The organism is Propioniciclava sp. LT294, from assembly GCF_059516005.1.
In genome coordinates, this window is sequence record NZ_JCAKNG010000006.1 from 99,724 (window position 1) to 116,121 (window position 16,398).

Below are 16,398 nucleotides of genomic sequence, written 5' to 3' on the forward strand. Positions count from 1 at the left end.
GTCCATGGGATCCGTCCTCACTGGTTCGGGGCGTCGGAGCCCGGGATCTGCGCGGCGCGCTCGTAGACGTGGTCGATGAACCCGTACTCGAGGGCCTGCTGAGCGGTGAACCAGCGGTCACGATCGGAATCGGCCTCGATCTGCTCGAGGGGCTGCCCCGTGTGCTCGGCGATGAGCTCGGCCATCTCCTTCTTCGTCGCGATGATCTGCTCGGCGAGGATCTTGATGTCGGACGCCGTGCCGCCGAGGCCGCCGGAGGGCTGGTGCATCATGATGCGCGCGTGCGGGAGGGCGTAGCGCTTGCCCTTGGTACCGGCGCTGAGCAGGAACTGGCCCATCGAGGCGGCCAGGCCCATGGCGACGGTGGCGACGTCGTTGCTGATCCACTGCATGGTGTCGTAGATCGCCATGCCGGCGGTCACCGAGCCACCCGGGGAGTTGATGTAGAGGTAGATGTCCTTCTCAGGATCCTCCGCGTTCAGCAGCAGCAACTGGGCGCAGATCGCGTTCGCGTTCTCGTCGCGGACCTCGGAGCCGAGGAAGACGATGCGGTTGGCCAGGAGGGCCTGGTACACCGAGTCGCTCATGCCGGCCACCGAGGGGCCGGCTGCGGCTCGCAGGCCGGGAAGCATGTTTTCCGTCACGTTCCAGACGCTACCCGCTGGCGCCGACAATTCGGAGCGGGCGGGGCCGGTGTTCGCTCAAGGCAGACGGGCGGAACCGCCGGTAGATGCGGAACGCGCGGCCCCCGAGGGGACCGCGCGTTCTCGACTCGGTGGCTCAGGCCTCAGCCGGAGCGTCCTCGGCCGGAGCGGCCTCGGCGTCGGCGTCCTCAGCCGGGGCCTCCTGGGCCTCGGCGTCCGCCTTCTTCTTGGCGGGAGCCTTCTTCGCCGGGGCCTTCTTGGCCGCAGCCTTCTTGGCCGGGGCCTTCTTCTCGGGAGCCACGACCGACTCGTCGATGGTGCCGTCGGACTGGACCGCGGCGACGTTGACGACGTTGCCGTTGGTGTCGGTCACGGTCGACTCCAGGACGACCTCGCGGAGGATCTTGCCGCGACGGAGCTCACCCATCCACTCCGGAGCGTGGTTGTGCTCCATCATGTGCTGCATCTCCTGCTCCGGGGAGGTGCCGGACTGCTGGGCACGGCGGAAGATGAGCTCGGTCAGCTCCTGCTGGGTGACGGTGACCTCACGGTCGTCGGCCAGCTTGTCGAGGATGATCTGCGCCTTCAGCGACGTCTCGGCGTTGGTGGCGACCTGGGCCCAGAACTCGTCCTCGCTCGTGGCGGTCTCCTCCTCGGTGTCCTCGAGGTAGCGCTCCAGCGTGTAGCCGGCGCGGGCGAGCTGCTCGCTGATCTGCTTCTTGCGGTTCTCGACCTCGGTGTTCAGGAGCGCCTCGGGCAACTCGAACTCGGTCTTGGCGACCAGGTCGGCCACGATCTTGTCCGACGCGGCATTGATCTGGTCGACGCGAGCCATGCGGGCGACGGCCTCGGCCAGGTCGGCCTTCATCTCGTCGACGGTGTCGAACTCGGACACCATCTGGGCGAACTCGTCGTCCAGCTCGGGCAGGGTCTCGGTCTGGACCTTGGTGATGGTGACCTTGATGTCGGCCTGCTGACCCTTGGCGGGGCCCCCGACGAGCTCGGAGGTGAACTCGACCTCGTCGCCCGCGCTCTTGCCGCTCACGGCCTCGTCCAGGCCGTCGAGCATGCCGCCCGAGCCGACCTTGTAGGTGAGGCCCTGGGCGGAGCCGTCCTCGATCTCCTCGCCGTCCTTCGACGCGATCAGGTCGATGGTGACGATGTCGCCGTCCTCGGCCGCACCGTCCTTGTCGGCGCGCGTGGCGAAGCGCTGGCGCATGACGTTGATGCGCTCGGCGACCTCGTCGTCCGCGTCGGCCACGGCCTCGACCTCGGCGGTGAGGGTCGAGAAGTCCGGCATCTCGAAGTCGGGGCGGACATCCAGCTCAGCGGTGAACTCGACGACCTCGTTGTCCTCCAGCTTGGTCACGTCCACGTCGGGCTGCCCCAGGGGCACCAGGTCGTTCTCGGCCACAGCTGCGGCGTAGGCATCCGGCAGGGCGGCGTTGATGGCCTCCTGCAGCACCGAGCCGCGCCCGAAGCGCTGATCGATGATCGCGGCGGGCACCTTCCCCTTGCGGAAGCCGGGAATGTTCACCTGAGTGGCGATGTCCTTGTACGCCTTGTCCAGGTGCGGCTTGAGGTCGGCAAAGGGGATCTCGATGGTGAGCTTGACCCGCGAGGGGCTGAGCTTCTCGACGGTGCTGGGCACTTGGTTGACTCCTGTGTGTGGTCGACGATTCGGTTGAACCTTCGGAGCGGATGACGGGAATCGAACCCGCGTAGCCAGTTTGGAAGACTGGGGCTCTACCATTGAGCTACATCCGCGTGCGCGCTCACGCGCCGCTACAGACTACAAGGTCGTCGGCCCCGGATGCACACTGAGCCCACGCGTCACCCCGAATCAGTAACTTCCCCGCGGCCAACTCTCGCTGGAGCCGTGGTCATCGAAGCGTTCGGCCCGCGAGCGGTCCGTCCCCTTCAACCCGTGGACGAAGTGCCCCACGTCCTCCCGTGCCACCTCGGCGTGCTGTGGTGCGGCCGGCAGCCCGGACGCCGCAGGCGAACCCCGATCCACGGGATCGGCCCCCAGCTGCAGGAGCCACAGCCGGACGTCCGCCGCCAACGGACCGTCCGGATCCCAGGCGACGGCCACGCGGTCAGACATGTCGCCCACCGTACGCCAGGCGGCGCCGGTTGGGCAGGGGGACCCGGGTCCGCATAGAATCGCCCAGTCACCGGGGCGTAGCGTAGTGGCTAGCGCGCCTGCTTTGGGAGCAGGAGACCGCAGGTTCGAGTCCTGTCGCCCCGACCACTTCCCCACCTCGTGGGGGCACCTTCCGAGTCGGAAGGTGGGGGCCCGCCCCCGTCGTGCCCTTGGCTCCAGAGCAAGGAGCAGCGACCTGACCATCACCGTCGCACTCCCCACCACCTGCCCGGCGTGGCGCACGGCCCGGTCGGCATCGGCGACGGCCGACGTTCAGGTCAAGGTCTGCTCAAGGTTTGCCCACGGTTCGACGAACCGGGCCTCCCGGGCCCCGGCGCCGCCGAAGAATCAGGCAACGCCCCACCGAACCACGAGGACCTGATGAGACATGTCCGAGCGACGGCCGTCGCTGTGTGCGCCGCCGCGGTGATCACCGCCGGCGGCGCGACGCCCGCCCACGCTGAAACCGCCCACCAACACCAGGACGCCGCTGCTCACGCCGCCGCGACCCCGTCGCCCAGTCCTGTGGACCATTCCCAGCCGATGCCTGGCATGGACCACGGAATCCCTGCGGCCCCGGCGGCCACCGCGGCGGCGTCCGCCGCTGCCTCACCGTCCGAGCCTGTGGGCCACACGGGAGCCGCGGCCCACTCCGAGGCCTCAGGCGGCGGCGAGCACGGAGCGGCCCACGGTGAGGACGAGCCCGAGGCGCCGCGCCCACGGGGCTTGGTCATCGGTGGCTTTGCAGCCCTCAACGGTGCCGTGGTCGCCACGGCCGGCTTCCTCCGCCGGCGGGCCAGGCTCCAGGGCGGGCGTCCGACCCGGCTTCCGCGCGCCATCCAGTAGCCACCCCACGACCCGTCTGAGGAACACACCATGCCCGCACCCGTGCCCACGCGCCCCGACGACCACATCGCACCTCCTCGGGGGCGGAGGCCGCTGCCCCTGCTCACCGAGCCGCCGGCTGGTCGGAACCTGTTGAAGATCCCCCTGCTGGCGCGGTTCCTGCGCAGCCGCTGGTACCCCGGCATCTTCCAGGCCCCGGTGGCCGCCGTCTTCGGGCTGGTCGCCTACCAGTTGCTCGCCGGACCCGACACCGCCCACAAGAACGCCGGCACCGCCCTGATGTGGGTGCTGTGGTGGCCGTTGCTGCCCATCACGTTCGTGGTGCTGGGTCGCTTCTGGTGCGCCGTGTGCCCGTTCGGTGCCATCTCGGACTTCGTCCAGAAATGGGTCGGCGTCAACCGGCCGGTCCCCCGCTTCCTCAAGGTCTACGGCATCTGGATCATCGACGCCCAGTTCCTCGCGATCACCTGGAGTGACCACATCTGGGGGATCGTCGAGTCACCGTGGGGATCCGGCGTCCTCCTGCTGCTCCTCACCACGGGCGTGATCGTGTCCGGCGCCCTGTTCCAGCGGAGGACCTTCTGCCGCTACCTGTGCTTCCTCGGCGGGCTGTGCAGCAACTACGCGCGCAGCGGCATCGTCGAACTGCGGGCCGACCTGGACGTCTGTGCGACCTGCACGGCGCGCGCTGCCTGCTTCAACGGCACGGACAAGCTGCCGGGCTGCCCCTTGTTCACGTTCCCCCGCACGATGGACACGAACGCCAACTGCTCCCTGTGCGCCAACTGCATCAAGGCCTGTCCCAACGACGCCCTGCGCCTACGGGTGCGCAAGCCGCTGAGCGAGCTGTGGTTCATCACCAAGCCGAAGGTCGAGGAGTCGTTCCTGGCCCTGGCGATCATGGGCATCGTCTTCATCCAGAACCTCACGATGCTGACCGTGTGGGAGGACGTCCTCGTCTGGATCGAGCGGACCACCGGTGTCACCAGCTACCCGCTCATCTTCACGGTCGCGTTCGTCGTCGCGGTCTCGATTCCGGTCGGCATGCTGGCGCTCGGTTCCCGGGTCGCCGCCCGCGGCAGCGGTGAGAGCACCCTGACGAACTTCGCCCGCTTCGGGTACGCCCTCATCCCGCTGGACATCGCCGCCCACCTGGCCCACAACCTGTTCCACCTGCTGGCCGAGGGGTCGCTGGTGTTCTCGACCGTGGCGGCCCTCTTCGGTGTCACGACCGTCGGGGGCTCGACGGCCTTGGCGGACCCCGGGGCGATCCTGTTCCTGCAGTTGCTGGTGCTGGCGCTGGGAGTGGTCGGTTCGGTGTACACCGTCCGTCGCATCGCGTACGGCCGGCATCGGGACGCGGTGCGTCGCCGGGCGACGATGGCGCCGTACCTCGTCCTGCTCGGGATCCTCACGGTGATGAACACGTACCTGTTCCTGCTGCCGATGGCCCACCGCATGTGAGAGCGAGTGCGGGAACAGGGCGTGCGTCCCCCGCGCGTACCCTCCCCACGACGACGGGGGCCCGGCCCGACCGCCTCAGGGCTGGACAGACGGCGTCGGCGCCGGTGGATCGACAGGAACCGTGGGCTCGGGCAGCGGCAGAGGCGGGGGTGTCGGTGTGGGCGGCGCCGTGGGAGCCGGAGAGGGCGTCGTGGGAGCCGGGGAGGGCGTCGTGGGAGCCGGTCCGGGGACTACGGAGGCGGCCGTGGTGACCCTCGGCGCACGCGCGGTGGGCCGTGTCGTCGACGATGCTGGGGTCCGCGGAGCCGGTGCGGGCGTCACCGAGGGCGAGGCCGTGGGCTCCGGGATGGCTGTCTCCTCCGGCGTGGGAGTCGACCGGGGCGACGCAGTGGCCGCCGGCGCCACCCGGACGCCGACCTCGGGCCGCCCCCACGGGTCCGGTGCCGGCGGTCGCGTGATGACGTTCACCAGCGCGAACACGACCAGGACCACGGCCACGACGGTACCGACGGCGAGGGCGTAACCCCACCAGGGGATCATCCACCAGTGGAAGCCCCCGTGATGGCGCATCGCTCGTCGCAGGTCGCCAAGACTCATGGTGGCATTGTGGCAAAGAGGCCCAAGGACCTCAGCAGGGTCGAAGTCTCCCCACCCCGTCGGCTCTCAGGCGCCGATCTCGCCCAGCAGCAACCAGGCCAGGCCCTCGTGCCCCGGGTGCAGGCCGTCGGCGTGGTCGGCCAACAGCAGGGCACTCCCCCGCTCGGCGGCCGCGGCGGCCACCTGTTTGGCCGGCCACTCCTCCGGGACCAGCCTGAGCAGCGCGACCAGCAGCCCGGCGTCCGCCTCGGACAGCCCCAGCGGCCGGCCCGGCAGGACCCCGTCCCCGAATCGGTGGGCCGCTCCGTGGACGCGGGGGCCGAAGAGATCAGCGTCCGCGTTCCGTAGCAGCGCCGCCTCGAAGGCCGCCGCGGGCGAGGTCGCGCGCGTGAAGACACGGGTGAGGTCCAGGGGGGGCATGCCCATCCGGAGCGTGGCCAGCCAGCACCGCGTGGCGACGATCCCCAGGCCCACCTCCGGCTCAGCACCCGACACCGCTTCGCAGGCCGCCCCCAGGAGGGCCTCGTCGTGGGTCTCGGTCGCGATGACCGCGGCGATCGCGGGCCCGAAGATGTCGCCCCGTGCGAGCCAGTCCTCGCGTTCCAGCCAGTCCAGGACCGCCTCCGGGTCGGCCACGGCCCTGCGGGACAGCGCCGACGCGATCACCGCCCCGGTGGCCGAGGGCAACGCCGAGGGACGCTTGGACTTCAGGGCCGCGGTCACGTCCGCCAGGAAGGGCTCCACCGCCGGCACGAACGTCGAGGCCAACCGCTGCACGCCCCGGACACCGTGCACCGCCAGGTCGCGGTGCCCCGGCTCGGCGAGCAGGACGCTGGTCGTGTCCTGCGTGGACATCCGGACGCGGGCGCCCGGCACGACCGCCAGGTCGGGCTCCTCGATGCGGAGGTCATCGCCGGGAGGCACCACGAGTTCGGGGAGCCATGCCGGCAGCAGACCGCGCACGGCGGCGGCGTCCGCAACCTCTTCGAACTCCAGCGTGGTCTGGTGGCGACCGTAGGGCCGGATCGATCCAGTGGGATCCGCGAGGTGGAACGCCCCGACGCCGTCGCCCAACGCATCCCCTCGCCGGTCGAGCGGCGTGAGCGCGCGCAGCCCGGACGCCGACCTCAGGAACCCCTGCCGAAGGCGGACGAGCAGAGCCGGACCGGGGGCGTCCCGGGGCGCCAGCAGCACGAAGCCCTCGGTGTCGCTGGCCCACGACCAGCCGCTCCAGCCGTCGTGCGCGCCGACGACCATGCCCAAGGGCGGCAGCGGCCGCTCGGCGGCATCGGTGTTGTCGAGGGAGACGACCGTGGTCCAGCCGTCCGGGTCGCCGATGTGGCGCAGGCGCACGGTGGTGGTCTCGTCGCGGGTGAGCCGAGCCTCGGTGCCGTCCGGCTCCCCACCGTCGACGGGTTCCCCCGGCAGCCCGAAGACGAGTTCGGCGACCGACGCGGTGCCGCGGCGCACCAGCAGCCCGCGCCCGCCGCCACTCACCGTGCACGTGAAGCCCCAGCTCACGAGCCGGGCACCTCGACGAGGCCCGTGGACCCCGGCGCCTGGCAGACCCCGCACCAGTAGAGGTTGCGGCCGGCAAGCTCTGCGGACGAGACCCGCGTGCCGCACACGTGGCAGGGCAGGTCGGCGCGCCGGTACACGTAGACCTCGCCCCCGTGCCGGTCGACGCGGGGGTCACGTCCGGTCGCCTCGGGCGTGTGGTCGTCGGCGACCGTGTCGATGCGCCCGACCTCCACCGCCGCGCGCATGAGCATCACCAGGTCGGACCAGACGGCGTCGAAGACGGGCCGCGGGAGGTCCCGAGCCGGCAGCATCGGGTCGATCCGGTGCCGGTGGAGCACCTCGGCGCGAAAGATGTTCCCGACGCCGGCGAAGGCCCTTTGGTCCATCAGCACGGCGGCGATCGGCTTGCGGGAGCGGGAGGTGGCGGCCCATGCTCGCTCGGGGTCGGCGTCGGTCCGGATCGGGTCGGGGCCCGAGTCGGCGATCACGGCTTCGCGCTCGCTGGGCGTGACGAGCCGACACCACTGGGGCCCACGCAGGTCGGCTGCCGTGCGTCCGTCCGTGAGGCGCAATCGCAGCGTGGTGGGGTTGGGCGGCGGGAAGTCGGTGTTGAACCGGAACTTGCCGATCAGGCCCAGGTGGATCCAGATGGTGCCGAGGTCGAAGTCCACCAGCAGGTGCTTGCCCACGGAGTCCGCGCCGTCCAGCGTTCGCCCGTCCAGCAAGGCGGCCGCCTCCGCGAAGCGCCCCTGCGGGGAGGTCACCGAGACCGGGCGCCCACCGAACTCGCTGGTCAGGGCGCGGGCGAGCCGGTGCGTGACGTGTCCTTCGGGCATGCCGGGGAGTCTAGTCGGCGGCCCGTCCCCGACCCGCGGGGGTCAGGCCCGGCGTCCTTCTTCGTACGCCTCGATCATGGCCAGCCGTCGGACGTGTCGGGGATCCCCGGAGAACGGCGTGTCGAGGAAGACCTTGGCCATCGCCAGCGCCTCCGGGAGGCTCTGCATCCGGCCACCCATGGACAGGATGTTCGCGTTCGTGTGCTCGCGCGCCAGCCGGGCCATGACGAGGTTGTACGCCAGCCCCGCGCGGATCCCCTTCACCTTGTTGGCGGCCATCTGCTCCCCATTGCCCGACCCGCCGAGGATGATCCCGAACGACTCCGGGTCGGCCGCGACCGCCTCGGCCGCCGGGATGATGAACGCGGGGTAGTCGTCCTGGGCGTCATAGGTGGCGGCGCCGTGGTCGATCACCTCGTGCCCGAGCGCCGTCAGTTCCCTGACCAGGAACTGCTTGAGGTCGAATGCCGCGTGGTCGGTGGCAATGTGAACGCGCATGCCGCCAGTCTCCCCCACGCGGCGCCGACGCACCACACCCTCAGTCGAAGATCGGCCCCACGGTGCGGGTCCGCTTGAGCTCGAAGAAGCCGGGGTACGCGGTGACCTTGGCGAATCCATCGAACAGGTTGCCGGCCTCCTCCCCCTTGGGTGCCGGGGAGATGACCGGGCCGAACAGTGCCTTGCCGTTCAGGTGGATCACCGGCGTGCCGACCTCGTCACCGACCGGGTCCATCCCGGCGTGGTGGCTGGCGCGCAGGTCGCCGTTGTGGGCGTCCGTCTCGCCGAGGTCGGCCAACGTCACCGGCAGGCCGACGTCGGCGAGCGCACCCTCGATGGTCTCGCGCGTCCGCGGTTCCTCACCCGGGTGGAAGCGCGTGCCGATGGCGGTGTAGAAGTCGCGGAGGGCCTGCTGGCCGTGCCCGCTCTCGACGGCGAGCGCGACGCGCGCCGGGGACCAGGCCTCGTCCAACATCCGGCGGTAGTCGGGAGGCAGGTCGCGCCCCTCGTTGAGCACGGACAGGCTCATCACGTGGAAGTCGACGTGCACGTCCCGAACCTTCTCGACCTCGAGCATCCAGCGGGACGTCATCCAGGCCCACGGGCAAATCGGATCGAACCAGAGATCAACCTTCTGCGTCATGGCGCCAGCGTAGTGGGCCGCCCCCACACTGAATTGTTGCGGGCGGCACGCGGAAGACCGCCCCGGTAGGCTGGGCGATCGTACCCATTCGACCCGAGAATCGAGCCTGCATGTTCCGCGCCAACATCACCCGTGACGAGGCCAGGACCCGCAGCGGACAACTCCGCGTGGATTCCTACGAGGTGACCATCGACCTCACCGGATCGAGCGACACGACGTTCACCTCGTCCACCCGCATCCGGTTCAGCTCGATCGCGTGCGTGACCAACGCCAACATCATCTCCGACGCGGTGTCGGCCACCCTCGACGGACAGCCCCTCCCCGCCCATGCCTTCGACGGGGAGCACCTGACCCTGGAACTCTCCGAGGGTGAGCACGTGCTCGAGGTCGAGGGCACCATGCGGTTCTCCCGCACCGGGGAGGGCCTGCACCGCTTCGTCGACCCGGCGGACGGCCGTGTCTACCTGTACAGCCAGTTCGAGGTCGCCGATGCCCGGCGGGTGTTCGCCACGTTCGAGCAGCCCGACCTCAAGGCCACCTTCCAGTTCACGGCGCTGGCCCCGCAGGAGTGGACGGTGCTCTCCAACAGCCCCGCCGTCCAGCCGACGGCCATCGACGACCGGTTCGCCCGCTGGGAGTTCGCCCCCACCCAGCGCATCTCGACCTACATCACCGCCCTGTGCGCGGGTGAGTTCCACTCGGTCCTCGACTCCTGGACCCGGGAGGACGGCTCGGAGATCCCGCTGTCGGTCCACGTCCGCCAGTCCTTGGCGGACGCGCTCCGTGCCGACCGGATCTTCGAGACGACCAAGCGCGGGTTCGCGGTGTTCGAGAAGCACTTCGGTCGCACCTACCCGTTCGAGGACTACGCGCAGGTGTTCGTGCCGGAGTTCAACTTCGGCGCCATGGAGAACGCGGGTTGCGTGACCTTCCGCGACGAGTACATCTTCCGCAGCCGCCAGACCGCCGCCGCCTACGAGGGCCGCGACAACACGATCCTGCACGAGATGGCCCACATGTGGTTCGGCGACCTCGTCACCATGACGTGGTGGGACGACCTGTGGCTCAACGAGTCGTTCGCCGAGTTCGCCGCCCACTTCGCGCAGGAGCAGATCCGCGCCCGGTACGGCGACAGGGCCAACCCGTGGGCCACCTTCTGCAACCAGCGCAAGACGTGGGCCTATCGTCAGGACCAGTTGCCCTCGACGCACCCCATCGCCGCGGACATGTACGACCTCGAGGCGGTCGAGCTGAACTTCGACGGCATCACCTACGCCAAGGGCGCCTCCGCGCTGCGTCAGCTCGTCGCGTTCGTCGGCGAGGAGGACTTCCTGGCAGGCGTCCGCACCTACTTCGCGGAGCACGCCTGGGGCAACACGCGACTGGACGACCTGCTCCACCACCTGCAGGTGGCATCCACCCGCGACCTCTCCTTCTTCACGACACAGTGGTTGCAGACGGCGGGCGTGAACACCCTGGCCGCCGACTGGGACACCGACGGTGACACCTTCACCCGCTTCGGCATCCGCCAGTGGGCCACCCAGCAGTGGCCGACCCTGCGCCGGCACCGCATCGCGCTGGGCTTCTACAACGTGGTCGACGGGAAGCTCACGCGGACCCAACGCTTCGAGTTCGACATCGACGGCGAGTACACCGAGGTGCCGGAGGTCGTCGGCCAGCGGCGTCCCGACCTGCTGCTCCTCAACGACGACGACCTCACCTACGCCAAGATCCGCCTGGACGGACGGTCGCTGGCGACGCTCGTGAACCACGTGCACGCGTTGGACGATGAGCTGGCGCGCGCCCTGGCCTGGGGCGCCACGTGGGACCTCACGCGCGACGGTGAGATGGCGGTGTCCGACTATGTGGACCTCGTCCTGCGCGGCGTCGGCGTCGAGACGGACCTCACCGCGGTGGCCGCACTCCTGCTGCAGGCGCGCACCGCGATCGACTACTACGCGGACCGCGGTGACCGCCGCGCGCTGGCCGATCGGTTCACCGCCGGCCTCGCCAAGCTGCTGAAGGAGTCCGTCGCCGGCTCCGACCACCAGCTCGCACTGGCCCGCTCGCTGGCCCACTCCATCAACGACGAGGTCGGCGCCGCCGTGCTGAAGGCGTGGCTGGACGGCGAGGAGGTGCCCGAGGGCCTCGCCATCGACGCCGACGTGCGCTGGCGACTGGTCACCGAGTTGGCCCGTGTCGGCGCCGTCGGCGAAGCCGAGATCGCCGCCGAGGCCGAGCGCGACCACACCGCCACCGGCGCCGAGAAGGCCGCCGGGGCGAGGGCTGCCTCGAAGGACGCGGCCGCCAAGGCCGACGCCTGGGCCGCGGCGACCGAGCGGGAGACCCCGAACGAGACCCACGTCCAGGTCTGCAGCCATTTCTGGCAGCTCGACCAGGACGACCTGCTCGCGCCCTACGTCGACAAGTACCTCGAGGTGGTGGACGACATCGGCTCGGGCGAGGGCCGCTGGGCCACCGCGTCCACCACGATCCGCCAGCACGTCCTCGGTCTCCTCTTCCCGCGCCCGCTCGCCGACCGGGCCTTCATCGACAAGCTGGACGCCTTCCTGGCCGAGCGTCACCTGCCCGAGTCGGTCCGCCGCCTCGTCGTGGAACGGCGCGACGACGCCGTCCGCGCGCTCAACAACCAGGACGCGCAGGTCAACCGGCCCCGAGCGGAGTAGCCGCCCCCCATGCGGCCGTCTCCGAGCGGGCCCGGGTGCCGCCCAGTAGGGTCGGGGCCATGGCCACGGACGTCCGCACGATCATGGGCTGGCTGCAGGCCGCCTACCCCGAGAGCCTCGCCGAGGACTGGGACCGCGTCGGCCTGGGCTGCGGCGACCCCGACGCTGCGGTGGACCACGTCCTGTTCGCCGTCGACTGCACCGACGAGGTGGTCGACGAGGCCGAGCGCGTGGGTGCGCAGTTGGTCGTCACCCACCACCCCCTGCTGCTGCGCGGCGTCCATGCCGTGCGGACCGATCAACCCAGGGGCCGGGTCCTGGTCCGCCTGATCCGAGCGGGCATCGCGCAGTTCGCGGCGCACACCAACGCCGACTCGGCCCCGGACGGTGTGGCCGAGGCACTGGCGTCCGCGTGTGGGCTGACCGACCTCCGGCCGCTCCGGCCGGCGCCCGGCGACCCGCTCGACAAGGTCGTCACGTTCGTCCCGACCGCGGACGCCGAGGGCGTCATCGACGCCCTCGCCCTCGCGGGCGCGGGTGCGATCGGCGACTACGACCGGTGCGCGTTCACCGCGACCGGGACGGGCACCTTCCGTCCGCTGGCGGGGGCGAACCCCACGATCGGGAACATCGGCGCGATCGAACGCGTCGAGGAGACCCGCGTGGAGATGGTGTTGCCCCGCCGGCGCCGGTCCGCCGTGCTGGCGGCGCTGCGCGCGGCCCACCCGTACGAGGAGCCGGCCTTCGACGTGCTCGAGTTGGCACCCGAGGCGTCCGACCGGGGGCTGGGCCGCATCGGCCGGCTGGTCGAGCCGCTCACGGCCCGCGCGTTCGCCCGGCGGGTCGCGGCGAACGTTCCGGCCACGGCCGGCGGCGTGAAGCTGGGCGGGGATCCGGACCGGGTCCTGGAGACGGTGGCGGTCGTCGGCGGCGCCGGTGACTCGATGCTGGACGCCGTGCGGGCGGCCGGGGTGGACGCCTACGTCACGGGCGACCTGCGCCACCACCCGGCCCAGGACTTCCTGGCGCACGCGGACGCCCCCGTGTTGGTGGACGTGCCGCACTGGGCAGCCGAGTGGACGTGGCTGCCGGTGGCGCAGCGGGTGCTGGAGCGGGCGGCCGTGGACGCCGGTGTCCGTCTGGGGTCGACCGTCTCACGGATCGTCACCGATCCGTGGCGCGAGCGCTACTAGCGGCGCTCGAGCTCCTTGCCCTGCGACTGGCGGAACCACTGCGGCCCCATGATGGCGACCGTGGCCACCACGGCGATGGCCGCCGGGATCCCGGCGAGGATCACGAGCGACTCCATGAGGCTGGGCTCGACGACATCCGGCCAGCCCGGCAGGGTTTCGAGCAGGGTGATCAGGGCGAGATGCGACATGGCCGGAATGCTAGCGGACAACTGGGGTAGATTGACTGCCGCAATGAGCGGTCGAGGGAGAGCTTGGTGAGTGCAGACGAGGATGGCGTCCGGGTCATCTGGGACAGCCACGACGTGCATCGCGCTTTGAAGCGCATCGCCCACCAGGTGCTGGAGGCCAACCGCGGCCCCGAGGACCTGGTCCTGCTCGGCATCCGCACCCGCGGCATCCCCCTCGCACGACGCCTGGGCGCCCTGATCGCCGAGGCCGAGGGCGTCGAGGTGCCGGTCGGGGAACTCGACATCACGATGTACCGCGACGACCTGCGCTCCAACCCCACCCGCGCGGTCGGCCCGACCCGGATCCCCGTGTCGCTCGACGGCAGGACCGTGGTCCTCGTCGACGACGTCCTCTTCTCGGGGCGTACCATCGCGGCCGCGATGGACGCACTGAAGGACCTGGGCCGGCCCCGCGCCGTCCGGCTCGCCGTCCTCATCGACCGCGGACACCGCGACCTGCCCATCCAGGCCGACCACGTCGGCAAGGACCTTCCGACGAGTTCGGCCGAGCACGTTCGCGTGGCTCTCGCCGAGATCGACGGCGAGGACCTGGTGACCCTCAGCCAGCCCAAGGAGTCCTGATGCGCCACCTGCTGAGCGCCGCCGACCTGTCCGAGTCGGAGGTGCAGTCGCTCCTCGACGTCGCCGAGGAGATGCACGAGGTCCAGAGCCGTCCGATCAAGAAGCTGCCGGCGCTGCGCGGCCGCACGATCATCAACATGTTCTTCGAGGACTCCACCCGCACCCGCACCTCCTTCGAGATCGCCGGCAAGTGGATGAGCGCCGACACCATCAACGTGTCCGGCAAGGGTTCCTCGGTCAGCAAGGGCGAGTCGCTGCGCGACACCATGCTGACGCTGGACGCCATGGGCGTGGACTGCTTCATCATCCGCCACGCGAGCTCGGGCGCCGCCGCCCAGGCCGCCGGGTGGGTCAGGGCGTCCGTCGTGAACGCCGGTGACGGCCAGCACGAACACCCCACGCAGGCCCTGCTGGACGCCTACACGATGCGCCAGCACTTCCGCGAGCAGAAGCAGGCCGACACCTTCGAGGGCAAGCGCATCGCGATCGTGGGCGACCTGCTGCACAGCCGGGTCGTCCGCTCGAACGTGCTCCTCCAGCGGACGCTCGGCGGCCAGGTCACCCTCGTCGCTCCCCCGACCCTCCTGCCGTCGGGCGTGGACACGTGGGGGGTCCACGTGACCCAGGACTTCGACGAGGCGCTGGAATCCGCCGACGTCGTGATGATGCTGCGCGTCCAGCGCGAGCGCATGTCGGGTGGGTTCTTCCCGACGGCCCGCGAGTACGCGACCGAGTACGGGCTGACCGCCGAACGGCTGGCCCGGCTCAAGCCGACCGCCGCGATCATGCACCCCGGCCCGATGAACCGCGGCGTCGAGATCAGCAGCGAGGCGGCGGACGCCGCCAACTCACGGGTGCTGGACCAGGTGTCGGCCGGTGTGGCCGTCCGGATGAGCGTGCTGTACCACCTGCTGGGTGGAGAGGGAGGACGTTGACCATGGCGGACGCTACCCGGTCCCTGATCCTGACCGGCGTCGAGCTGGCGGACGGCTCGACCACCGACCTGGCGATCGCCGACGGGCGTTTCGTCGACGCGGCGGACGCCCCCGGCGACGCCGAGCGCATCGACGCCGCCGGGCTCCTCGCCCTGCCGGGTCTGGTCGACCTCCACACCCATCTCCGCGAGCCCGGCAAGGAGGATGCCGAGACCGTCGCGACCGGCACCCTGGCGGCCGCGCGGGGTGGCTACACCGCCGTGTTCGCGATGCCGAACCTCACCCCGACCACCGACACCGCCGAGGCCGCGCAGTACATCGCCGAGCTGGGGATCCGGGACGGCCACTGCGAGGTCGTGCCGATCGGCGCGGTGACCAAGGGCCGGGAGGGTGAGGAACTGGCCGAGCTGGGGCTGATGGCCGCCCAGGGCGTCCGGGTCTTCTCGGACGACGGGGCGTGTGTCCACGACTCGTTGATCATGCGCCGGGCGCTGACCTACCTCAAGCCCTACGGCGGGGTCGTCGCCCAGCACGCCCAGGACCCGCGGCTCGCCGGCCCGAGTGCCTGCTGCCACGAGGGCGAGGTCTCCGGCCGGCTCGGGCTGCCCGGCTGGCCCACGGTCGCCGAGTCCACGATCATCGCCCGCGACGTCCAACTCGCCGAGTTCACCGGCGGCAGCTACCACGCCTGCCACATCTCGACCGCGGAGTCGGTCGAGGTGATCCGCTGGGCGAAGAAGCGTGGCAGGGCCGTCGTGACGGCCGAGGTGACGCCGCACCACCTGCTGCTGGACACCCCGCACGTGGAGACCTACGACACGACGTTCAAGGTCAACCCGCCCCTGCGCCCCTCGGAGCACATCGAGGCACTGCGCGAGGCCCTGGCCGACGGGACGATCGACATCGTCGCCACCGACCACGCGCCCCACACCGTGCAGGACAAGGACCACCCGTTCGACGTGGCCTCCCCCGGCATGCTCGGCCTCGAGGAGGCCCTCGCCGTGGTGATGGAGGTCATGGTGTCGACCGGGCGCCTCGACTGGGCCGGCGTGGCCGACCGCATGTCGCTCGCGCCCGCCCGCATCGGCCGCCTGGCGCACCAGGGGCGTCCGATCACGGTGGGTGAACCCGCCAACCTCGTCCTCGTCGACCCGTCGCGCCGCTCGATGGTCGACCGCAACCGGTCGGCGTCCAAGTCGCGCAACAACCCCTACCACGGCCTCGACCTGCCCGATCCGGTCGAGCTCACGGTGTGGGCCGGGAGGATCACCCACCGGCGCTGACCCGGCCCTTGTCGGCAGTGCTGCCCCTCGGCGAGAATGCCTCATCCATTGACCGAGGAGGAGCACCATGAGTGACCACACGTACGGCATCAGCGAGATCGTCGGCACCTCCAAGGAGTCGTTCGACGACGCCATCCGCGGCGCGGTGGCGCGCGCCAACCGGACGGTGCGCAACCTGGAGTGGTTCGAGGTCGTGAGCACGCGCGGGCACCTCGTCGACGGACAGGTGGCCCACTTCCAGGTGACGTTGAAGCTCGGCTTCCGCATCGACGACTGAGGATCGGCAGAGGTGGGTG

17 protein-coding genes and 2 tRNA genes are annotated in these 16,398 nt (G+C 70.8%); 10 read left to right on the forward strand and 9 right to left on the reverse strand.

Annotated elements, in window-relative coordinates; all coding sequences use genetic code 11:
* Positions 1-17: 17 nt before the first annotated feature.
* The 4 genes from AC5YDA_RS09580 to AC5YDA_RS09595 form a co-directional block, all read right to left on the reverse strand.
* Entirely contained in the window at positions 18-632 is a 615-nt protein-coding gene (locus AC5YDA_RS09580) for an ATP-dependent Clp protease proteolytic subunit (RefSeq protein ID WP_496189280.1), read from the reverse strand.
* 148 nt (positions 633-780) lie between these two features.
* Positions 781-2,295: a trigger factor gene (tig, locus tag AC5YDA_RS09585; RefSeq protein ID WP_496189153.1), complete on the reverse strand. Its 1,515-nt coding sequence runs from the start codon at positions 2,293-2,295 to the stop codon at positions 781-783.
* Between the two features lie 45 nt (positions 2,296-2,340).
* Positions 2,341-2,411: transfer RNA gene (locus AC5YDA_RS09590), tRNA-Gly, on the reverse strand.
* Between the two features lie 76 nt (positions 2,412-2,487).
* Positions 2,488-2,751, reverse strand: a complete 264-nt coding sequence (locus tag AC5YDA_RS09595) for a hypothetical protein (protein ID WP_496189154.1) — start codon at positions 2,749-2,751, stop codon at positions 2,488-2,490.
* A 71-nt stretch (positions 2,752-2,822) separates the two neighbouring features.
* Between AC5YDA_RS09595 and AC5YDA_RS09600 the strand changes: the two genes are divergently transcribed.
* From AC5YDA_RS09600 to AC5YDA_RS09615, 4 genes are all read left to right on the forward strand, one after another.
* Positions 2,823-2,898 (forward strand) — tRNA-Pro (locus tag AC5YDA_RS09600).
* Between the two features lie 444 nt (positions 2,899-3,342).
* Positions 3,343-3,636 carry a hypothetical protein gene (locus tag AC5YDA_RS09605; protein ID WP_496189155.1) on the forward strand — a complete coding sequence of 98 codons (294 nt, stop codon included), beginning with the start codon at positions 3,343-3,345 and terminating at the stop codon, positions 3,634-3,636.
* Positions 3,637-3,666: 30 nt separating this feature from the next.
* Entirely contained in the window at positions 3,667-5,100 is a 1,434-nt protein-coding gene (locus tag AC5YDA_RS09610) for a 4Fe-4S binding protein (protein ID WP_496189156.1), read from the forward strand.
* Between the two features lie 169 nt (positions 5,101-5,269).
* The gene (locus AC5YDA_RS09615; protein WP_496192938.1) at positions 5,270-5,623 is read left to right on the forward strand and encodes a hypothetical protein; all 354 of its coding nucleotides are present in this window, start codon (positions 5,270-5,272) and stop codon (positions 5,621-5,623) included.
* A 140-nt stretch (positions 5,624-5,763) separates the two neighbouring features.
* Here the strand turns inward: AC5YDA_RS09615 and AC5YDA_RS09620 are convergent, their stop codons facing one another.
* The 4 genes from AC5YDA_RS09620 to AC5YDA_RS09635 are packed head-to-tail and all read right to left on the reverse strand — an operon-like array spanning position 5,764 to position 9,195.
* The gene (locus AC5YDA_RS09620; protein ID WP_496189158.1) at positions 5,764-7,218 is read right to left on the reverse strand and encodes a hypothetical protein; all 1,455 of its coding nucleotides are present in this window, start codon (positions 7,216-7,218) and stop codon (positions 5,764-5,766) included.
* Positions 7,215-8,054 (reverse strand): Fpg/Nei family DNA glycosylase, encoded by an 840-nt coding sequence (locus AC5YDA_RS09625; RefSeq protein WP_496189159.1) that lies wholly within the window; start codon positions 8,052-8,054, stop codon positions 7,215-7,217. Before AC5YDA_RS09625 ends, AC5YDA_RS09620 begins: the two co-directional genes overlap by 4 nt.
* Positions 8,055-8,096: 42 nt before the next feature.
* Positions 8,097-8,552 (reverse strand): ribose-5-phosphate isomerase, encoded by a 456-nt coding sequence (locus tag AC5YDA_RS09630; RefSeq protein WP_496189160.1) that lies wholly within the window; start codon positions 8,550-8,552, stop codon positions 8,097-8,099.
* A 40-nt stretch (positions 8,553-8,592) separates the two neighbouring features.
* Positions 8,593-9,195: a mycothiol-dependent nitroreductase Rv2466c family protein gene (locus AC5YDA_RS09635; protein WP_496192939.1), complete on the reverse strand. Its 603-nt coding sequence runs from the start codon at positions 9,193-9,195 to the stop codon at positions 8,593-8,595.
* A 110-nt stretch (positions 9,196-9,305) separates the two neighbouring features.
* On the opposite strand from AC5YDA_RS09635, the gene pepN reads away from it, so the two are divergent.
* Entirely contained in the window at positions 9,306-11,882 is a 2,577-nt protein-coding gene (gene pepN, locus AC5YDA_RS09640; protein ID WP_496192940.1) for an aminopeptidase N, read from the forward strand.
* A gap of 59 nt (positions 11,883-11,941) precedes the next feature.
* Entirely contained in the window at positions 11,942-13,075 is a 1,134-nt protein-coding gene (locus tag AC5YDA_RS09645) for a Nif3-like dinuclear metal center hexameric protein (protein ID WP_496189162.1), read from the forward strand.
* Here AC5YDA_RS09645 and AC5YDA_RS09650 read toward each other — a convergent pair.
* On the reverse strand, positions 13,072-13,263 hold the full coding sequence (locus AC5YDA_RS09650; RefSeq protein WP_496189163.1) for a hypothetical protein: 192 nt from the start codon (positions 13,261-13,263) through the stop codon (positions 13,072-13,074). The two genes, AC5YDA_RS09645 and AC5YDA_RS09650, sit on opposite strands and share 4 nt — an antisense overlap.
* A gap of 66 nt (positions 13,264-13,329) precedes the next feature.
* Between AC5YDA_RS09650 and pyrR the strand changes: the two genes are divergently transcribed.
* The 4 genes from pyrR to AC5YDA_RS09670 all read left to right on the forward strand — a co-directional run bounded on the left by pyrR (position 13,330) and on the right by AC5YDA_RS09670 (position 16,379).
* The gene (pyrR, locus tag AC5YDA_RS09655; protein ID WP_496189164.1) at positions 13,330-13,884 is read left to right on the forward strand and encodes a bifunctional pyr operon transcriptional regulator/uracil phosphoribosyltransferase PyrR; all 555 of its coding nucleotides are present in this window, start codon (positions 13,330-13,332) and stop codon (positions 13,882-13,884) included.
* Entirely contained in the window at positions 13,884-14,819 is a 936-nt protein-coding gene (locus tag AC5YDA_RS09660; protein ID WP_496189165.1) for an aspartate carbamoyltransferase catalytic subunit, read from the forward strand. The genes pyrR and AC5YDA_RS09660 overlap by 1 nt, the downstream gene beginning before the upstream one ends.
* 2 nt (positions 14,820-14,821) lie before the next feature.
* Positions 14,822-16,102 (forward strand): dihydroorotase, encoded by a 1,281-nt coding sequence (locus AC5YDA_RS09665; RefSeq protein ID WP_496189166.1) that lies wholly within the window; start codon positions 14,822-14,824, stop codon positions 16,100-16,102.
* 67 nt (positions 16,103-16,169) lie between these two features.
* Positions 16,170-16,379 carry a dodecin gene (locus tag AC5YDA_RS09670; RefSeq protein WP_496189167.1) on the forward strand — a complete coding sequence of 70 codons (210 nt, stop codon included), beginning with the start codon at positions 16,170-16,172 and terminating at the stop codon, positions 16,377-16,379.
* Positions 16,380-16,398 lie beyond the last annotated feature (19 nt).